Origin of the sequence: Sinorhizobium meliloti (assembly GCF_017876815.1) — a bacterium.
Lineage (GTDB): Bacteria > Pseudomonadota > Alphaproteobacteria > Rhizobiales > Rhizobiaceae > Sinorhizobium > Sinorhizobium meliloti.
In genome coordinates this window covers 1985393-2002652 of sequence record NZ_JAGIOS010000001.1, presented here as the reverse complement: position 1 = coordinate 2002652, position 17260 = coordinate 1985393, and the positions used below count along the sequence as shown (strand labels likewise).

Below are 17260 nucleotides of genomic sequence, written 5' to 3'. Positions count from 1 at the left end.
ACGTTTTGCGCACTATGCGCAGAGTGCGGTCCCCAATCAAGGGGAAAGGAACCGCAAGATGCAAGACCAGATGACTCCAGAAGCCCTAGCCAGCGCCGTCAAGGAATGGCGCGGAAAGAGGCTTTCCGCCGACACCGCCGCCCGCCTGCTCGGGCTCCCCACCCGCACTCTACAGGGGATCGAGCAGGGGCGCGGCTTCCGCTATCCGAAAACGCTTTTGCTTGCCATGCAAGCGATATCGAGGCCGTGGCCGCTTGGAGGACGCGACGATGCCTAAGCATCCCGATTATCCCCATGTTTCATCCTTCACAGATCGCCACGGCAAAACTCGCTGGCGGTTCCGAAAGGCCGGTCACAAGGACACCGTTATTCCCGGCGAGCCCCACTCAGCCGAATTCGACGCCGCCTATGAGGCGATTGTCGGCGGGCGCCCCGCAAAGACCAACGTGATTTTGCTGGCCGGCGGCGTCCGCCCGCGAAGTATCAAGCATGCTTACAAACTGCTGAAAGAGTCGGGCGCATGGCTGAAACTCGATTTCTCGACGCGCGACCGCTACGGGCGCCTGATCGAGACGCTGCTGACGCGCAAGGCGGGCAGTGAAATCATCGGCGACGGCCCCCTTGCAGAGGTCAAGCGCACGCACGTTAAACAATGGCTGCAGTTCCACAAAGACACGCCGACCATGCAGAAAATCATGCTGATCTGCATTTCGAAACTGATCATGATCGGCATCGAAAACGAGTGGATAACAGCTGACCCCACCTACAAGATGATGAAGGACTATCGGCACGATACAGACGGCCACGCGACTTGGACGCCCGAGCAATGTGATCAGTTTGAACAGTTCTATCCCCTCGGCAGCACGCCTCGCGTTGCCTTCGCATTGGGGGTCTGGCTTGGCCTGCGCGCCTCCGATATCGCTCGCCTGCGATGGGATCATCTGACGACAAAACGCATGATAATCAACGGGGAAGAGCGCACCGTCGAGGGCTTCGAAATCCTGCCTTTCAAGGGCCGGAAAAAGAAAAAAGGGCAGACGGTTTTCCTGCCAATCACACCCGAACTAGCGCACGAACTTGCGCCGCTTTCGCGCGACACTGACTTTGTATTGCTTTCATCTTGGAAGCGGGGTTACAGCCCTCGCACTCTATCGGGCCGGATGATTCAATGGGTGCGCGCTGCTGGCTTGCCCGCCGGACGGCTTGCTGGCGACCTCGCCCTTTCGTGCCATGGCCTGAGAAAAGCCCTCGGCATGAGAATGGCGGAAACTGGAGCATCAACGCGCGAAATGATGGACGTTCTCGGCCATAACAGCCCATCGCAGGCAGAGCTATATTCGCGCAAGGCGCGGCAAGTGCATCTAGCAATCAATGCCATGGACAAGGTCGCCGCTGGCGAGGCAAAAAGGAGAAAGGCGCCCGGCTTGAAGATTGTAAAGTAGGCGCTTGGATAACCCCATTTGGATAACCCTTGGATAACCCGCCCTTAACCCTTTGTTAACTAAACGACTTCGAAAAACATTTGGTAAACCGATTGTTAAGATGATCCGTTCAAATTGTCGGAGCACCCCGATTTCAGGTGGGTTCCTGGAAGCCGATAAGGTGCACTCGTTCCAAATGCTAGTGCGTCCCGCGCGCATGCTTGTGAAAATGGCCCGTGCCGGCACCGACGGCGCAGCCGATGGAAGAGCCGGTCATGACGGCCGGCGCGCGAGCCGCTTTCGCGCCCCGACGGAGGAAACGATGCAGCCGATGATGAAGACCACCCTGATGGCTGTCCGCGCTATTGTGACCATGATGGCCCTGGTGGCCGGCACCCTGATCGCCGGCACCTCTGGCGCACAGGCGCAATCGCAAAACTCAAGCCAGTACACGATGCAGGAGATCGTCGACGCCGGTCATGGTTTCTTCGGCGAAACGTCCGGGGGCCTTGCCAAGGTCGTCGAGCGCGCCTTCGAGCGCTACGGCCTGCCGAACGGCTATATCCTCGGCCAGGAAGGATCCGGTGCCTTCATCGCCGGCGTCACCTATGGCGAGGGCGAGCTCCATACCAAGAATGTGGGGCAGCACAGCGTCTTCTGGCAGGGCCCGTCACTCGGGCTCGACTGGGGCGGCCAGGGCAGCCGCGCCATGATGCTCGTCTACAATCTGCCGAGCGTCCCGGCTCTTTACAAGCGCTTCGGCGGCGTCTCCGGTTCGGCTTACGTGGTCGCCGGCGTCGGCATGACGGTGCTGACGGACGAACATGTCGTGGTGGTGCCGATCCGCACCGGCATCGGCGCGAGGCTCGGTATCAATGTCGGCTATCTCAAGCTGACGCAGCAGCCGACCTGGAACCCCTTCTGAGGCGCCCGCGGCACGGCGCCGATGAACTGCCCTTCGAAAAGACGTGCAAGCTTGCGGTAATTGTTGCAGCATTTCCTGCATCATGCTTACTGCATGAACGCGAATGACTGCCTGCTGCAGACCCGGTCCACACTGAAACGGCCCGCACGTGATTGAATATGCGCTCCTCTTTGCCCTGGGCTTCCTGACGGCGGTCGTCATCGGCCTTCTCGTCGCACCCGCCATCCAAAGGCGCATCGTGCGCTTTGCGGAGGACAGGCTGAAGGCAACGATGCCTCTGAGCCCGCAGGAAGTGCGCGCGCAAAGGGATGCGGCGCGCGCGACTTATGCCGTCGAAAACGCCAAGACGCTTCAGGCGCTGCGCCGCGAGCGCGACAAGGCTGTCGCGCTGATGGTTCAGCATGAAAGAACCCTGAGGGACACGCGCCATCTGGTGAGCGAAAACACCGAACTTCAGGCGCAGCTGGCGGATATGAACGTCGAGGCGGCCACCATGCGCTCTGCCATCCGTCAACTGGAGCAACGCCTGGAAAGCATGGAGGCGGCTGCCAAGAGCTCGGCACGAGAGAACGGTGCGAATTCCGAGACCGTGCGCTCGCTGCAGAGCCGGATCGACAAGCAGAGCGCGGACCTCGACGGCCTCAAGATAGACCTTGCGGCGCGCGACACCGAAATCGAGCACTTGAAGAGCCGGATGAGAGCGATGCATGACGAGCGCGAGACTTTGCGCGCCAACCTGAAGGCAGAAACCGCCCGCGCCGGGGAAATGGAGCTGCGCCTCACCGGAGACGAGGCACGCATGCATCAACTCGAAAACCGGCTCGCCCGCGAAACGGCGGCCAATGCCGACCGCGAAAGTGCCCTCGAACAGCGCGCGGCAGAGATCGCCCATTTGAGGTCGCAGGTCAAAACGCGCGGTGCGAAGCGTTCGAAGCATGCGGACGGGCACGACGCCGCGACGGAAGGCCTCGACACGACCGCGCTTTCCGACGATCTCAGAAACCGGGCGACAGCGCTCTCCGAACGCCTTGTCGGCTCCAAATCGGCTGCTCACGACGAGGCGCTCCGCGAGGAGATGGCCGAGATCGCGGCTGGCATGGTCACCCTGACGGCGACGCGCGAGGGCGACACCTCGCCCATCCACGGCCTTCTTGCCGGCGAGGATGCCGAAGGGCAGGCAGGCCGAAGGAGCCTGGCGCGGCGGGTGAAGGAGATGCTGGAGCCCGAATGAGATCAGGGCGCCTGGCGAAGGCGGCATGCCCCTCATCCGCCTGCCGGCACCTCCTCCCCGCAAGCGGGGCGAAGGCACAAGCGGCGATGTCTCGCCTGGATTGTCCTCCCTGGAGATCAGCTTTCAAGCCTGCGGCTGGCCCCTTCTCCCCGCATGGCGGGGAGAAGGTCGCGGCAGCGGGATGAGGGGCAGCATCCGCACCCATCTTGCCTAAACGCTCGCCGTTGCGCTCAAATCCTGCCGTTGATGCTTGCAACCTGATGCAGCGCTATGCCCGCCGCCATCGCCACGTTGAGGCTGTCCAGGCCGGGCCGCTGCCGGATGCGGGCCGTGCGGATTTGCGAAAGGATCGTTTCGGGCAGTCCCTCGCCTTCGGTGCCGACAAGCAATGCGGTGCGCGGCGCCGGCGGGATTGCGTTGATGTCGGCGGTGCCGCGCGGGGACAAACCCCAGACGACGAAACCTGCCGTCTGAAGACGTTCGATCAGCTCCGCCGCCGTACCCTCGCGCGCGAAGGGCAGCGTCAGCACCGACCCCACGGATACGCGGATTGCCTTGCGGTACATCGGATCGCAGCTCGTCGAGTCCATCAGCACCGCATCGACCCCGAAGGCCGCAGCGTTGCGAAAGAGCGATCCCATATTGTCGTGGTTCGATATGCCGCAGGCGGCGAGCACGAGGCTCGACTGCGGTAAGCCTGCAATCAGCGCATCGCGGCCCGGCGCGGCATCGCGCCGGCCGAGCGCCAGCACGCCGCGATGCATGTTGAACCCGGCGATCGCGTCGAAGACGCGGCTGGCGGCCACATAGACCGGAACGTCCGGCGGAAACTGCGCGAGCAGCTCCGCGACGCCGGCGACCCGGCTCTCGAGGAGCAGGATCGCCTCGGCTGCGATGCCGCGCCCTTCGCGATGCGCAGCCGCAAGCATCCTGAGCACCACGGTCCCCTCGGCGATGAAGCGGCCCTGCCGTCCCGTCAGATCGCGCTCCTTGATCGACAGGAACCCGGCTATGCGCGGGTCCGCCGGGTCGTCGATGCGAAGGAGAGGCTCAGTCATGTCGTCAGTTGGTCCTGACCGTGACGTCGGCGACGATGCGGCCAGCCTTGATGTCGAAAACGATCGCACGCGGCTCCGCACCGGGCAAACTGCCGTAGAAGACGAGCTGCGAGCCGGAAAGCGCCACATTGCTCACCGAGAAGCCGGCCGGCAGCGCCGCAATGGCACTTACCGGCGCATCGCCGGGCACGCTCAGGGCCGGCTGCGCCGCCTCGGCGCTTCCGTCCGTGCGGGTCAGCTTGTAGACAATCGCCCCGAGGACGGCCATAAGCATCACCAGCATCACGCCGGCCGAGACGAGTTGCAGGCGCACCATCTTGCGACGGACGTTCTCCATCGCGGGGTCAAGCGGCTTGTCTTCCTGTTCTTCAGGCTCGATTGCGGTCATGGTCGGCTTTCTATCGGAATTGGAACGGAATGAACGATCCCTTTAAACAAGCGCCCGGCAATAGGAAAGTCCTGACGGCAGGCGATGACGCGGCCGGGCGCCTCGACGCCTTCCTGACGGAAGCGCTTGCGGGCGAGTTTTCGCGCAATCGCATCAAGAGCCTGATCGAGCAAGGAGCCGTCTCGATCAACGGCGCGACCGTCACCGAACCGAAGCGAAAGGTTCATCCCGGCGACTCCTTCCGGATTGCACTGCCCGAGCCGGAGGATCCCGAACCCAAGGGTGAGGCGATCCCGCTCGACGTGCTTTACGAGGATGCCGACCTGATCGTACTGGTCAAGCCGGCCGGTCTGGTCGTGCATCCGGGCGCCGGCAATTGGACGGGAACCCTCGTCAACGCGCTCATCCACCATTGCGGCGACAGCCTTTCCGGCATCGGCGGCGTCAAGCGCCCCGGTATCGTGCATCGCCTCGACAAGGACACGAGCGGCGTCATGGTGGTCGCGAAGAACGATGCCGCACACCGCCACCTTTCGGATCAGTTCGCCGACCATGGCCGCAACGGGCCGCTCGAGCGCGCCTATCGCGCCGTAGTCTGGGGCCGGCCGCGCCAATTGAAGGGCAAGATCGACGCACCGCTGGGGCGGGCGGGCGACCGGACGAAACGGGCCGTCAAACGCGAAGACAGCGACGATGCACGCGAGGCGATCACGCATTACGAGGTGGTCGAGCGCTATCACGAGAAACCGGACGGCACCTCTCTCGCCTCCACCGTCGAGTGCCATCTGGAGACCGGGCGTACGCACCAGATCCGCGTGCACATGGCCCATATCGGTCATCCGCTCATCGGCGATCCGGATTACGGCGCGGCCTTCCGCACCAAGGCCAATCTGCTGCCGGAACCGGCGAGGGCCGCCGTCAATCGCTTTCCGCGACAGGCCCTGCACGCCTTCATGCTGCAATTCGAACACCCCGCAACCGGCGAGACCATGCATTTCGAAACGCCCGTGCCGGCGGATATGCAGGAATTGATCGCGGCGCTGCGGGCCGGAGCCCCTTGAATTTGCGTGTGAAGATTCCGATCTTATAGGCGTTTCAATTCGCCGATTTCTTTCTCCAGTTTCACGACAGCGTGAAACTGGATTCCTTGAATCATGCTTTCGCCGCACTTATCTATTAGCCTCGTGGGGTCTTGGATGAAGACCCACAGGCCCGGCCTGCCGTCCCGGAGGCCGGCGACGCACAAAGGGGGTGCTTCATGGCCCGCAATACCTTGCCGACCATTGCTGCTGGAGAGGGCGGTCTCAACCGCTATCTCGACGAGATTCGCAAATTTCCCATGCTCGAGCCGCAGGAAGAGTACATGCTCGCCAAGCGGTATCAGGAGCATGACGACCGCAAGGCCGCGCACAAGCTCGTAACGAGCCATCTTCGCCTCGTCGCCAAGATCGCGATGGGTTATCGCGGCTACGGTCTGCCGATCGGCGAAGTCATTTCCGAAGGCAATGTCGGCCTGATGCAGGCGGTCAAGAAGTTCGAGCCCGATCGCGGCTTCCGCCTCGCGACCTACGCCATGTGGTGGATCAAGGCTGCCATCCAGGAATATATCCTGCGTTCGTGGTCTCTGGTCAAAATGGGCACGACGGCCAACCAGAAACGCCTGTTCTTCAACCTGAGACGGCTGAAAGGCCGCATCCAGGCGCTCGATGAAGGCGATCTCAAGCCGGAACAGGTGAAGGAGATCGCCACGACCCTGAAGGTCAGTGAGGAAGAGGTCGTCTCGATGAACCGTCGCCTTTCGGGCGACGCTTCGCTCAACGCGCCGATCAAGGCGAGCGAAGGCGATTCCGGCCAGTGGCAGGATTGGCTGGTGGACGATCACGACAATCAGGAACAAATCCTGATCGAACAGGACGAGCTCGAGAGCCGCCGCGCACTGCTGGCCAATGCCATGAAGGTTCTGAACGATCGTGAGCGCCGGATCTTCGAGGCCCGCCGCCTCACCGAGGAACCGATAACTCTGGAGGATCTTTCGACCGAGTTCGACATCAGCCGCGAGCGCGTGCGGCAGATCGAGGTTCGTGCCTTCGAAAAGGTGCAGGAGGCCGTGCGCAAGGCTGCGCTGGAACGAGCCAGTGCGCTGCGCGTGGTTGAAGGCGCTTAAAGGACCACTCATTTCTCGACAAACGAAAATCCCGGCTGGACACCCAGCCGGGATTTTTTCATGTCTTCATGTGCTCTGAAACCACGCACTACCGGACGGAAAACCGTTACCCACTTTTCCGGGAAGTGCTCTACTGCCCGCTGGAAGCTGTGCTGCCGGGACTGCCCCATGCCTGCAAGGCCTTGTTGAAGGCGTCCGCTCCGCCCTGCCCCTTCTCCAAGGTGAGGAGCGCGCGGCGGCCGTTGCGATAGGTGATGGGGATATCGATCCAGCTGCGGCTGCGCAGAAGCTCGGTGTTGTTGCTGACCGCTTCGGCAAAATCGTTGAGCGCGATCATGTGGAAATCGTCGGTGATCTTCGCCGGGACTGCGATCAGCGGATCGCCGCGGTCCTGCTCGGTTCGCTTCATCGAAACGCGCTGGACGCCGTCGATGGCGCCGCCCTCGAAGCTCTCGGGCAGCGAAAACACGAACTCGATCACGTGACTTGCGGGCAAGGACGGATCGGCATTTCGCTTGATGGTCATCAGTGCCGTGAGGCCACGATCGGGAACCGTGATCTGCGCCTGGATCGCGGGCTCGGGCTTGGCATCGCCGCCGGGCGATTCCTCCTTGATCGACCAGGCAACGGTGCCGGGGATCGCGGTCGGTGAGGACTGGCCGAGCCTCTCTTCATAGAGGAACATCTTCTCGCCATCGGCGACGGAAACCTCGGGCTGCGCTGCCTCGCTGGCGGCCTGGCCGGGCCCCGGCGAGGCTGTCTGATCCGCTGCCGCCTGCTGCACGCCGGCATTGGCGTTCGGCGGCTCTACCGCATGCGTCCGTGCGGCGACGGATTTGCCTTCCTGAGAAGCTGCCGTCTCGTTCGCGACGGCAGGTCCCTCGTCCATTTCCGTTCCATCGGCAAGCAGCCGCTGAGTGAACTTGGTGGATGCAGCATCCGAAAGCGCTGCATTTTCCTCGATGCCGGACTGTTCGGCCGGTCGGTTCGCCGGCTCGGCCTCGCTACCGGGCGTCGCCGGTGCCGGTGCCTCGGCGGGATCACCCGGCATGAGCTTCGCGACCATGCCCGTGAGCCAGGCATTGCCCGCCTCTCTGTTCTGCCAGTAGGCGTAGCCGCCGGCGCCGAGGAGAAGCACGACCGCCGCGCCGATCGACAGGCGCTTGATGCTGAACCGGCTGGGCTTGGGCGTGGTGCGATAGGAAGTGGGGCGAGCAGGGACCGCCGGCGGCGCGGCAAGGCTGCTGTCTTTGTCCTTGTTGCTCGTCGGACCATTCGCCGTTCGCCCGTCGTCGTCAAAACCGAGCAGATCATCGACATGGTCCCAGGCCGTGCCGGCACGCTCTTCCTGGTTCGCGGCCGCCGGAGCCTTCTCGACGGGCCACGACCATTCGGAAATTTCCGGCTCGTCGGCCGGCCGGTCCTTCTTGCCTTCGGTTCCTTGGGCAAAGGGGTCGCTGTCGTCGAATGACCAGGAGCGCGCTGCGTCGGCCTCGCCGCCCTGCTGCTGCGTTTCCGCCTTTTCCGGCTCGACCGGATGTATGCCAAGCCGTTCAGGCTCGGCCGGCGATGTCTCGTCCTGCCTATGGTCTTCCGGCTCGGCCGGGGTCTCGCTCGGCCGTGCGGGGGTGGTATCCTCCCATTCGGGCAAGGCCCACTCGGATGGTCCCGGCCTGTCCGGCACATCCTCGGCCTGGACCTCCATCGGCGCCGGCTCGGCCGGATGCGTTTCGATCTCTGCCTCATCGCGGCTGACATCCTGCGAATCGGGCCCGGCGGCCGTCACGTCTTCGGCCGGATGTTCCTGCTGCGCATCGGCCTCGGCAACCGGCTGCTGTTCCTCGGCCGGCTCATCCCGTTGCGGAACGGCGGGGGCAGCGTCTACCGGCTCCTCATCGTGAAGCGGTGCCCCTTCGCGCGTGTCGACCGTGGGCGCCTCGGCAACCGGTGCAGGCGGCTCCTCATAGGGGGCCGCTTGCACCAGATCTTCAGGTTCTTCGGGGGCGGCGTCCGAAGCAGGCTCTTCGACCGGAGTTGGAGCGGTCTGTTCCGCTTCGACGGATGCGGCCGGCAGTGCCTCGGGCTCCGCCTCCTGTGTTACCGGTGTGGCGGCCTCGTCGCTCGGCGGTGCTTCGAGCGTATCCGGCTCGATAGCTTCGGTCTCCTCGACCGGCGGCAGGGCTTCGGCGTGTTCGCTTTCAACCTCGGAGATTGCCTGTTCCAGCTTGTTGAGCTGGCGGTTGATCATGTCGTCCGAGGGCCTTGGATTCATGCTCTCGAGCTGACGGCGTACGGCACCGCGCGCCTTCTCGTAGACCCTGCCTCGCATTTCCAGTGTGTTTTCCGACAGGCCGTCGACCGTCCTGCGAATAACTGCAACAAAATCCGCCATCAGTACTTTCTCAATTTCGAGACCCGCGGCAATTGCCGCGTCGCCGCTTTCCCTGCGCCGACACTAGTCCTCAAAAGGGTCCGTCACAAGTATCGTGTCGTCCCGTTCCGGGCTGGTCGAAAGTAGCGCGACCGGCGCGCCGATCAGTTCCTCGACCTGGCGAACATACTTGATCGCCTGCGCCGGAAGATCGGCCCAACTGCGGGCACCCACCGTCGATTCTTTCCATCCCTCGAGCGTGATATAGACCGGCTTTGCCGAAGCTTGCTGTGCCTGACTTGCGGGAAGATGATCGATCTGCTGTCCATCCAGAGTATAGCCGACGCAAATCTTCAACTCATCCAGCCCGTCGAGCACGTCGAGCTTGGTGAGCGCTATGCCCGTGATGCCGTTGGCGGCGACCGACTGGCGCACCAGCGCAGCATCGAACCAGCCGCAGCGGCGCTTACGACCCGTCACCGTCCCGAATTCATGGCCGCGCTCTCCAAGGAAGCGGCCGATTTCATCGTCGAGTTCGGTCGGGAACGGCCCCTCGCCGACGCGCGTCGTATAGGCCTTGGTGATGCCGAGGATATAGCCGAGCGAACCGGGGCCCATGCCCGAGCCGGCGGCGGCCTGACCGGCGACCGTGTTCGACGAGGTCACGAAGGGATAGGTGCCGTGATCGATATCCAGCAGCGTGCCCTGCGCGCCTTCGAAAAGGATCCGTGCGCCCTTGCGGCGCTCCCGGTCCAGGAGCAGCCAGATCGTGTCCATGAACGGCAGCACGCGCTCGGCAACCGACGACAGCTCGTCCATGATCGCCTGATGGCTGATTTCCGCCTCACCGAGGCCGCGGCGCAACGCGTTGTGATGCGTCAGCAGTCGATCGACCTTGGCCGGAAGGGTGTCGAGATCGGCGAGATCCATGACGCGGATCGCGCGGCGGCCGACCTTGTCCTCGTAGGCCGGACCGATGCCGCGGCGGGTCGTGCCGATCTTCGTGCCGCTGTTGGAAGCCGCATCCTCGCGTATGCCGTCGAGCTCGCGGTGGAGCGAGAGAATGAGCGTGGCATTGTCGGCGATGCGCAGGTTCTCGGGCGTGACCTTGACGCCCTGGGCCGCAAGCTTGTCGATCTCGGCGAGCAATGCATGGGGGTCGATCACCACGCCATTGCCGATGACGGCGAGCTTGCCGGGACGGACGACACCCGAAGGCAGCAGCGACAGCTTGTAGCTGACGCCGTCGATCACCAGCGTGTGGCCGGCATTGTGGCCGCCCTGGAAGCGCACCACGATGTCGGCGCGCTCCGAGAGCCAATCCACGATCTTGCCTTTGCCTTCGTCGCCCCACTGGGATCCGACCACCACGACATTCGTCATAATTCTCTTCCTGTTCACGCGCGCATGCGGACGGTGCGCTGTTCTCAAACCCGCGCATCTATACTGTGTTGTCTTTCGGAAAGCGACCCCGTTATGAGCGGTGGTCAGTCCTTTTTGAATGACAAACCGCGGATTTAACGCCTATATCTCGAACTCTCGTGCCATTCCGGCAATCCTCCTCCATCCCGCACGGACCGTATCATCGTGAACGCCAGGGCCTATTTCTATCTCGGTATTACCGCGCTCTTTTGGGGCGGCAATTCGGTAGCGGGCAAGATGGCCGTCGGGCACGTCAGCCCGATGATGCTGACGACCTTGCGCTGGTTGCTCGCGCTTGCGGTCATCCTGGTCCTGATGACGCCGCAGATCCGCCGCGACTGGCAAAAGATCCGCCAGCACTGGCTGCAGCTGCTTGCCTATGGCGCCGTCGGCTTCACCATGTTCAATGCGTTCCTGTATTCCGCGGTGCAATACACCAGCGCCATCAATGCCGTCATCCTTCAGGCCGGCATTCCGATGCTGATCTTCATCTTCAATTTCGCGCTTTTCAAGATGAAGGCGTCGCTCGCCCAGGTCATCGGCTTTACCGTCACATTGGTCGGCGTGCTCATTACCGCCGCCCATGGCGATCTCGCGAGCCTCATGCGCCTGAGCTTCAATTTCGGCGACGCGCTGATGATCCTCGCCTGCATCGTCTATGCCGCATATACGGTTGCGCTGCGGTGGAAACCGGCGATGCATTGGCAGAGCTTCATAGCCGCCCCGGCCTTCGGGGCGCTGCTGAGCGCCATACCGCTCCTCTTGTGGGAGATGGGGAAAGGCACGGCGATCATGCCGGATGCGACCGGCTGGGCGATCGTGATCTATGCGGCGATCTTCCCCTCGCTGATGTCGCAGGTTCTCTATGTTCGCGGCGTCGAGATGATCGGCGCCAACCGTGCCGGTCTGTTCATCAACGCCATTCCGGTGTTCGGGACCCTTCTCTCCGTCCTTCTGGTCGGCGAGATATTTCACCCGTTTCATCTCGCGGCGTTGGCACTCGTCCTCGGCGGCATCGCCATCGCCGAACGCGGCCGGCCGAAGCTGCCGCGGTGACATAAAGGCTCGCATGTTCGCGCGCGTGAGAAATCGCGCCGCGCTGTAGTAACCCGCCCCTCATCCGCCTGCCGGCCCCTTCTCCCCACACGATGGGGAAAGGTGCCGGCAGGCCGGATGAGGGGGGCGACCGTGCTCAGTCGATATTGAACACCAGCGGCTTTGCCTGGCGGATCGCTTCGTTCGCCCGCAGCTTGTCGAGCACGATCTCCGAAACCGGGCCATCGACGTAAAGCAGCGCGATTGCATCGCCGCCCTGTTTCTCACGGCCGAGCTGGAAGTTGGCGATGTTGACGCCCGCGTCGCCGAGGGTCGATCCGATGAAGCCGATCATGCCGGGAACGTCGGTGTTGGTGATGTAGACCATGTGATTGCCGACATCCGCATCGAGATTGATGCCCTTGATCTGGATGAAGCGCGGCTTGCCGTCGGAAAAGACGGTACCTGCGACCGAGCGGGTCTGGTTCGCCGTCTTTACAGTCAACTTGATGTAGCCGTCGAAGACGCCGGTCTTGTCGCGCTTGACCTCGGAAAGGATCACACCCTTTTCCTTGACCATGACCGGCGCCGAAACCATGTTGACGTCGGCCACCTGCGGGCGGATCAGGCCGGCAAGCGCCGCGCTCGTCAGCGCCTTGGTGTTCATCGCCGCGGTCGAGCCGTCGTAGAGTATCTCGATCTCCTTGATCGCACTTTCGGTGACCTGCCCGACAAAGGCCCCGAGAACGTCCGCGAGTCGGATGAAGGGCTTTAGGATCGGCGCCTCTTCCGCCGTGATCGACGGCATGTTGATGGCGTTGGTGACCGCACCCTTGACGAGATACTCCGACATCTGCTCGGCGACCTGCAGAGCGACGTTCTCCTGCGCCTCGGTGGTCGATGCGCCGAGATGCGGGGTGCAGACGACGTTCGGCAGGCCGAAGAGCGGGCTCTCGGTGGCGGGCTCGACCTCGAAGACGTCGAAGCCTGCGCCGGCGACGTGGCCGGCCTTGAGGGCCTCCGCAAGCGCCTTTTCATCGACGAGACCGCCGCGGGCGCAGTTGATGATACGCACGCCCGGCTTGGCCTTCGCGATCGCCTCCGCGTTCAGGATGTTGCGGGTCTTGTCCGTCAGCGGCACGTGCAGGCTGATGAAGTCTGCCTGGGCGAGGAGTTCGTCGAGCTCGACCTTGACGACCCCCATTTCCTCCGCCCGCTCCTTCGACAGGAACGGATCATAGGCGATGACGTGCATCTTGAGACCGATCGCGCGGGCGCAGACGATCGAGCCGATATTGCCGGCGCCGATGACGCCGAGCACCTTGCCGGTGATCTCGACACCCATGAACTTCGACTTTTCCCACTTGCCGGCCTGGGTCGAGCCGTCGGCAGCGGGAAGCTGGCGGGCAACCGCGAACATCAAGGCGATCGCATGCTCGGCGGTGGTGATCGAGTTGCCGAAGGGCGTGTTCATGACGATGATGCCGCGGCGCGAAGCGGCGGGAATGTCGACATTGTCGACGCCGATGCCGGCGCGGCCGACGACCTTGAGATTGGTCGCGGCGGCGATCAGCTTTTCGGTCACCTTGGTGGCTGAGCGGATGGCGAGGCCGTCGTAATTGCCGATGATCTCGGCAAGCTTCTCCTTGTCCTTGCCAAGCTTCGGCTGGAAATCCACTTCCACGCCATGGTCGCGGAATATCTGGACAGCGGTTTCCGACAGTTCATCGGATACGAGAACGCGAGGTGCCATGAAGGCCTCCTTGAAAAAACAGGTCTGAACCATTGGGGATTAGGCTTCGCCCTCAGGGAGAGCGAAGCGGATCGCATCGGATCAGGCGGCAGCCTGCGAAAGCGTCGCCTTCTGGGTCTCGAAAGCCCAGGCAAGCCACGGCATCAGCGCTTCCATGTCGGACGTCTCGATCGTCGCGCCCGCCCATATGCGAAGCCCGGACGGCGCATCGCGATAGTGGCCGATGTCGAATGCGACGCCTTCCTTCTCGAGGAGGGCCACGACGCCCTTGGCGAAGGCGGCCTGTGCGTCCGCGTCGAGCGCCGACACATCATTGTCGGCGATCTTCAGGCAGACCGACGTATTGGAGCGGGTTTCGGGCTTCACCGCGAGGTTGGCGATCCAGTCGTTGGCTGCAACGAAACGGTGAATGACCTCGGCATTGGCATCGGCGCGGGCCATCAGACCTTCGAGGCCACCGACCGACTTCGCCCAGAGAAGCGCGTCGATATAGTCCTCGACGCAGAGCATGGACGGCGTATTGATCGTCTCGCCGGTGAAGATACCTTCGATGAGCTTGCCGCCCTTGGTCATGCGGAAGATCTTCGGCAGCGGCCAGGCGGGGACATAGGTCTCCAGCCGTTCGACGGCGCGGGGGCTGAGGATCAGCACGCCATGGGCGCCCTCTCCACCGAGCACCTTCTGCCAGGAGAAAGTCACGACGTCGAGCTTGGCGAAATCGAGCGCCTGCGCGAAGGCGGCGGAGGTCGCATCGCAGATGGTCAGGCCCTTGCGATCCGCGGGAATGAAATCGGCATTCGGGACACGCACGCCGGAGGTCGTGCCGTTCCAGGTGAAGACCACGTCGCGGTCGAAATCGACCTTGGACAGGTCCGGGAGCTCGCCGTAATCGGCTTCGAGGCGGCGTACGTCGGAGAGCTTCAACTGCTTGACGACGTCGGTCACCCAGCCGGCACCAAAGCTCTCCCAGGCCAGCATGTCGACGCCGCGGGCGCCGAGCAGCGACCAGAGCGCCATTTCAACGGCACCGGTATCCGAAGCGGGGACGATACCGATACGGTAGTCGGCCGGAACTTCGAGAATTTCGCGGGTAAGGTCGATCGCTTGCTTGAGCTTCGTCTTTCCGATCTTGGCACGGTGCGAGCGACCGAGCGGGGCATCGGAGAGAGCTTCGAGCGTCCAACCGGGACGCTTGGCGCAAGGACCAGAAGAAAAATGAGTATTGGCCGGGCGCATGGCCGGCTTGGCAGGCTTCGTCATATGCTATCCTCTCAGATAGAAGCCCCTCGTTGGGGAGGGGTGTCCCGCCGCCGGGAATATTGCGGCTCGGAGAGGAAGTCAAGCGGTCGCGTCGCGATTGAAGAAACTTTTGCCGTTTCGAGCAAACCCGCTCTGCATCACCAAAGCGCGAAACGCAGGCCGACTCGGAACTCATGGCGTGAGAGTCCGTCGTCATGACCCTTCGCGCCCCCGGAGCCAAACATGTCGCCATCCGCGATTTGCGAATAGCGATAGCCCGCATCGAACTTCAGCCGATCCGTGACATCGTAGGAGACACCCGCCATGAGGGCGTAGGTAAAGCGCCAGCTGTCCCGCCCGCCGTAGGAAGCACCGCCCGCCGCCCCGGAGCAGGCCCCGCCTGCCCCGACGCAAGTCGAGGTTTCATGGGTCGTTTTCCAGTCGATCCGGGTTGCTCCGATACCGGCACCGAGATACGGCGTGAAACCGGCAAGCGTCGCCAGATCGAGATAACCGTTTGCCATCAGGCCGAGCGCGGAAAAATTGGCGCTGTGGGAAAGGGCACACCTTGTCCCAGCGCCCTCGCCCGCGCACGGACTGGCGGACAGCGACGACCCGTCGAAGCGGCCCTCGAAATATTCGGCCGTCAGGTCGGCACGAATGACGTCGGTGAATTGATAGCCGAGACCGATCGTGGCGGAGGGCGGCTTGTCGAAGCGTGCGTTGTCGAAGGAAACTTCTCCCGTGCCGCCAAAGGAGCGGTAGAAGGGATCGCCCTCGTCCAGCCAGGCCGCGTAGCCGATGTCGCCACGCAGATAAAGGCGGCCGCCGCCGGTCGCTTCCGGCGAAATCGTTATCTCGGGCGCGTCGAGCAGTTCTTCGTCGGCGGCCTGTGCGGAGAACGGCGCCAACAGGCCGGCGCAGAACGCCATGCTGCAAAATCCCCGTCGCCAATCCATGCCATGCCCTTTCGCTCGGCCAAGCTGCGGGCTTGCGCATATGGGGACGCAAAGCGCTGCAGCATGAAGCTGACCATTCGCGTTAACTATTGCAGGCACGGGTTAACTATGGGTTAACCATGTCTCTTAGGAATGTGGAAAGGGCGACAAAACGGAAGGGCCGCCCCATGGGACGGCCCTTCGAAACTCCGCAGTCTAGGTCTAGCTCGGATCACTTGTATACGATCGGCTCGGCCGGCGGCACATAGGCCGCTTCGCAATTGTTGCCGAAGGAATAGCGCAAGCCGGCGCGCGCCTCGTGCACATAGATGTCCTTGTCGTAGGCCGGGCCGCTGTTGAGATTGTAGCCGAACATGTTGCCGCCGTTGATATGGCGGAAGCGGTAGCCGACATCGGCCTTGAGATTGCAGGTGAGATCTACGGAGGTACCGGCCATCAGCGCATAGGTGAAGCGCCAATCGCTTTCGCCCTTGTGCTCGATCGTCGGGTCGCAGTTGCTCGGATCCGTGACGTCGCAACTCGTGTTGCGCAGCGTTCCCCACTTTACCCGGGTGCCACCGATACCGGCACCGACATAGGGCGTGAAGGCGCCGTAGGTCCCGAGGTCCACATAGGCATTGGCGAGCAGGCTCCAGGCGGACATCGATGCGACATCGTTCGAGACGCAATTGACGGCAACCCCGCAACCGCCGCTGGTAGAACCGTTGAAGTCGGACTCGCCGAGGTAGTCGAGCGTGACGTCGGCGCGCAGATAGCTGTTGATCTGGTATCCGACACCGCCGCCAAGGACGTAGGAATCATCCACATCGGCGCGGTCGAAATCGACCAGGTTGCTGTTCGAGCCCTGGAAATAGTGGGCCCCGCGCAAATCGTTCCACGCGTAGCCGACGTCGCCGCGCAAATACCAGCCGCTGGCTTCGACCACCTCCACAGGCTGCTCGACGAACGGCGCTTCCACGGGCGGCTGATAGACGTCCGCTGCATATACCGGCGTGCCGCTCAGCAGAGCCGCAGCAACGCCCCTAAAAATCTTCTTCATGCCCCAACCCCAATACATTAGAGTATTCTTGAACGGCTGACGGATCATAGTCGCAGCGGTTCCGTATGCTTCGACGCATAATGAAGGGGAATGGTTAATCCCTGATTAACTACAAAAATTTACCTTGAATATTAACTGTCGGCAGTATTCGGTCGTCGCAGCCAACAATAGTTGCCCCTCATCCGCCTGCCGTCACCTTCTCCCCGCGCGCGGGGAGAAGGTGACTCGTGGCAACGGTTTCACTCCCTGACGCCG

General features: G+C 62.9%; 15 protein-coding genes. 7 read left to right on the top strand and 8 right to left on the bottom strand.

The window, feature by feature from the left end:
* The first annotated feature begins 58 nt into the window (after window positions 1-58).
* The 4 genes from JOH52_RS09305 (at window position 59) to JOH52_RS09290 (ending at window position 3577) form a co-directional block, all read left to right on the top strand.
* Window positions 59-277, top strand: coding sequence for a hypothetical protein (locus tag JOH52_RS09305; RefSeq protein WP_017265553.1), 219 nt, complete (start codon window positions 59-61; stop codon window positions 275-277).
* The gene (locus JOH52_RS09300) at window positions 270-1442 is read left to right on the top strand and encodes a tyrosine-type recombinase/integrase (protein WP_017265554.1); all 1173 of its coding nucleotides are present in this window, start codon (window positions 270-272) and stop codon (window positions 1440-1442) included. Before JOH52_RS09305 ends, JOH52_RS09300 begins: the two co-directional genes overlap by 8 nt.
* A gap of 301 nt (window positions 1443-1743) precedes the next feature.
* Window positions 1744-2346, top strand: coding sequence for a DUF1134 domain-containing protein (locus JOH52_RS09295; protein ID WP_010970153.1), 603 nt, complete (start codon window positions 1744-1746; stop codon window positions 2344-2346).
* Window positions 2347-2494: 148 nt separating this feature from the next.
* Window positions 2495-3577 carry a coiled-coil domain-containing protein gene (locus JOH52_RS09290; RefSeq protein ID WP_010970154.1) on the top strand — a complete coding sequence of 361 codons (1083 nt, stop codon included), beginning with the start codon at window positions 2495-2497 and terminating at the stop codon, window positions 3575-3577.
* 230 nt (window positions 3578-3807) lie between these two features.
* Here the strand turns inward: JOH52_RS09290 and JOH52_RS09285 are convergent, their stop codons facing one another.
* Complete coding sequence (locus JOH52_RS09285; RefSeq protein WP_003527563.1) at window positions 3808-4635, bottom strand: TrmH family RNA methyltransferase; 828 nt, start codon at window positions 4633-4635, stop codon at window positions 3808-3810.
* 4 nt (window positions 4636-4639) lie between these two features.
* Window positions 4640-5023 carry a hypothetical protein gene (locus JOH52_RS09280; RefSeq protein ID WP_010970155.1) on the bottom strand — a complete coding sequence of 128 codons (384 nt, stop codon included), beginning with the start codon at window positions 5021-5023 and terminating at the stop codon, window positions 4640-4642.
* A gap of 29 nt (window positions 5024-5052) precedes the next feature.
* Between JOH52_RS09280 and JOH52_RS09275 the strand changes: the two genes are divergently transcribed.
* Both JOH52_RS09275 and rpoH read left to right on the top strand, forming a co-directional pair.
* On the top strand, window positions 5053-6084 hold the full coding sequence (locus tag JOH52_RS09275) for an RluA family pseudouridine synthase (RefSeq protein WP_003527565.1): 1032 nt from the start codon (window positions 5053-5055) through the stop codon (window positions 6082-6084).
* A 197-nt stretch (window positions 6085-6281) separates the two neighbouring features.
* Window positions 6282-7187 (top strand): RNA polymerase sigma factor RpoH, encoded by a 906-nt coding sequence (gene rpoH / locus JOH52_RS09270; RefSeq protein ID WP_003527567.1) that lies wholly within the window; start codon window positions 6282-6284, stop codon window positions 7185-7187.
* A 130-nt stretch (window positions 7188-7317) separates the two neighbouring features.
* Here rpoH and JOH52_RS09265 read toward each other — a convergent pair whose 3' ends face one another.
* Together JOH52_RS09265 and JOH52_RS09260 are read right to left on the bottom strand one after the other, a co-directional pair.
* A complete protein-coding gene (locus tag JOH52_RS09265) occupies window positions 7318-9579 on the bottom strand; it encodes a membrane protein (RefSeq protein WP_010970156.1) in 2262 nt (753 codons plus the stop codon).
* A 63-nt stretch (window positions 9580-9642) separates the two neighbouring features.
* Entirely contained in the window at window positions 9643-10941 is a 1299-nt protein-coding gene (locus JOH52_RS09260; RefSeq protein ID WP_003527570.1) for an adenylosuccinate synthase, read from the bottom strand.
* Between the two features lie 204 nt (window positions 10942-11145).
* Between JOH52_RS09260 and JOH52_RS09255 the strand changes: the two genes are divergently transcribed.
* On the top strand, window positions 11146-12036 hold the full coding sequence (locus JOH52_RS09255; protein ID WP_010970157.1) for a DMT family transporter: 891 nt from the start codon (window positions 11146-11148) through the stop codon (window positions 12034-12036).
* 136 nt (window positions 12037-12172) lie between these two features.
* On the opposite strand, the gene serA is transcribed toward JOH52_RS09255, so the two are convergent.
* From serA to JOH52_RS09235, 4 genes are all read right to left on the bottom strand, one after another.
* Window positions 12173-13768, bottom strand: a complete 1596-nt coding sequence (gene serA / locus JOH52_RS09250) for a phosphoglycerate dehydrogenase (RefSeq protein WP_010970158.1) — start codon at window positions 13766-13768, stop codon at window positions 12173-12175.
* Window positions 13769-13849: 81 nt separating this feature from the next.
* A complete protein-coding gene (locus JOH52_RS09245; RefSeq protein WP_010970159.1) occupies window positions 13850-15028 on the bottom strand; it encodes a phosphoserine transaminase in 1179 nt (392 codons plus the stop codon).
* A 137-nt stretch (window positions 15029-15165) separates the two neighbouring features.
* Window positions 15166-15939: an outer membrane protein gene (locus JOH52_RS09240; protein WP_003527577.1), complete on the bottom strand. Its 774-nt coding sequence runs from the start codon at window positions 15937-15939 to the stop codon at window positions 15166-15168.
* Between the two features lie 238 nt (window positions 15940-16177).
* The gene (locus JOH52_RS09235) at window positions 16178-17053 is read right to left on the bottom strand and encodes an outer membrane protein (RefSeq protein WP_013844837.1); all 876 of its coding nucleotides are present in this window, start codon (window positions 17051-17053) and stop codon (window positions 16178-16180) included.
* Window positions 17054-17260 lie beyond the last annotated feature (207 nt).

Coding starts and splice junctions, on each gene's coding strand:
- JOH52_RS09305 (WP_017265553.1), top strand. CDS start 59: ATGCAAGACCAGATGACTCCAGAAGCCCTAGCCAGCGCCGTCAAGGAA.
- JOH52_RS09300 (WP_017265554.1), top strand. CDS start 270: ATGCCTAAGCATCCCGATTATCCCCATGTTTCATCCTTCACAGATCGC.
- JOH52_RS09295 (WP_010970153.1), top strand. CDS start 1,744: ATGCAGCCGATGATGAAGACCACCCTGATGGCTGTCCGCGCTATTGTG.
- JOH52_RS09285 (WP_003527563.1), bottom strand. CDS start 4,635: ATGACTGAGCCTCTCCTTCGCATCGACGACCCGGCGGACCCGCGCATA.
- JOH52_RS09280 (WP_010970155.1), bottom strand. CDS start 5,023: ATGACCGCAATCGAGCCTGAAGAACAGGAAGACAAGCCGCTTGACCCC.
- JOH52_RS09275 (WP_003527565.1), top strand. CDS start 5,053: ATGAACGATCCCTTTAAACAAGCGCCCGGCAATAGGAAAGTCCTGACG.
- rpoH (WP_003527567.1), top strand. CDS start 6,282: ATGGCCCGCAATACCTTGCCGACCATTGCTGCTGGAGAGGGCGGTCTC.
- JOH52_RS09265 (WP_010970156.1), bottom strand. CDS start 9,579: ATGGCGGATTTTGTTGCAGTTATTCGCAGGACGGTCGACGGCCTGTCG.
- JOH52_RS09260 (WP_003527570.1), bottom strand. CDS start 10,941: ATGACGAATGTCGTGGTGGTCGGATCCCAGTGGGGCGACGAAGGCAAA.
- serA (WP_010970158.1), bottom strand. CDS start 13,768: ATGGCACCTCGCGTTCTCGTATCCGATGAACTGTCGGAAACCGCTGTC.
- JOH52_RS09245 (WP_010970159.1), bottom strand. CDS start 15,028: ATGACGAAGCCTGCCAAGCCGGCCATGCGCCCGGCCAATACTCATTTT.
- JOH52_RS09240 (WP_003527577.1), bottom strand. CDS start 15,939: ATGGCGTTCTGCGCCGGCCTGTTGGCGCCGTTCTCCGCACAGGCCGCC.
- JOH52_RS09235 (WP_013844837.1), bottom strand. CDS start 17,053: ATGATCCGTCAGCCGTTCAAGAATACTCTAATGTATTGGGGTTGGGGC.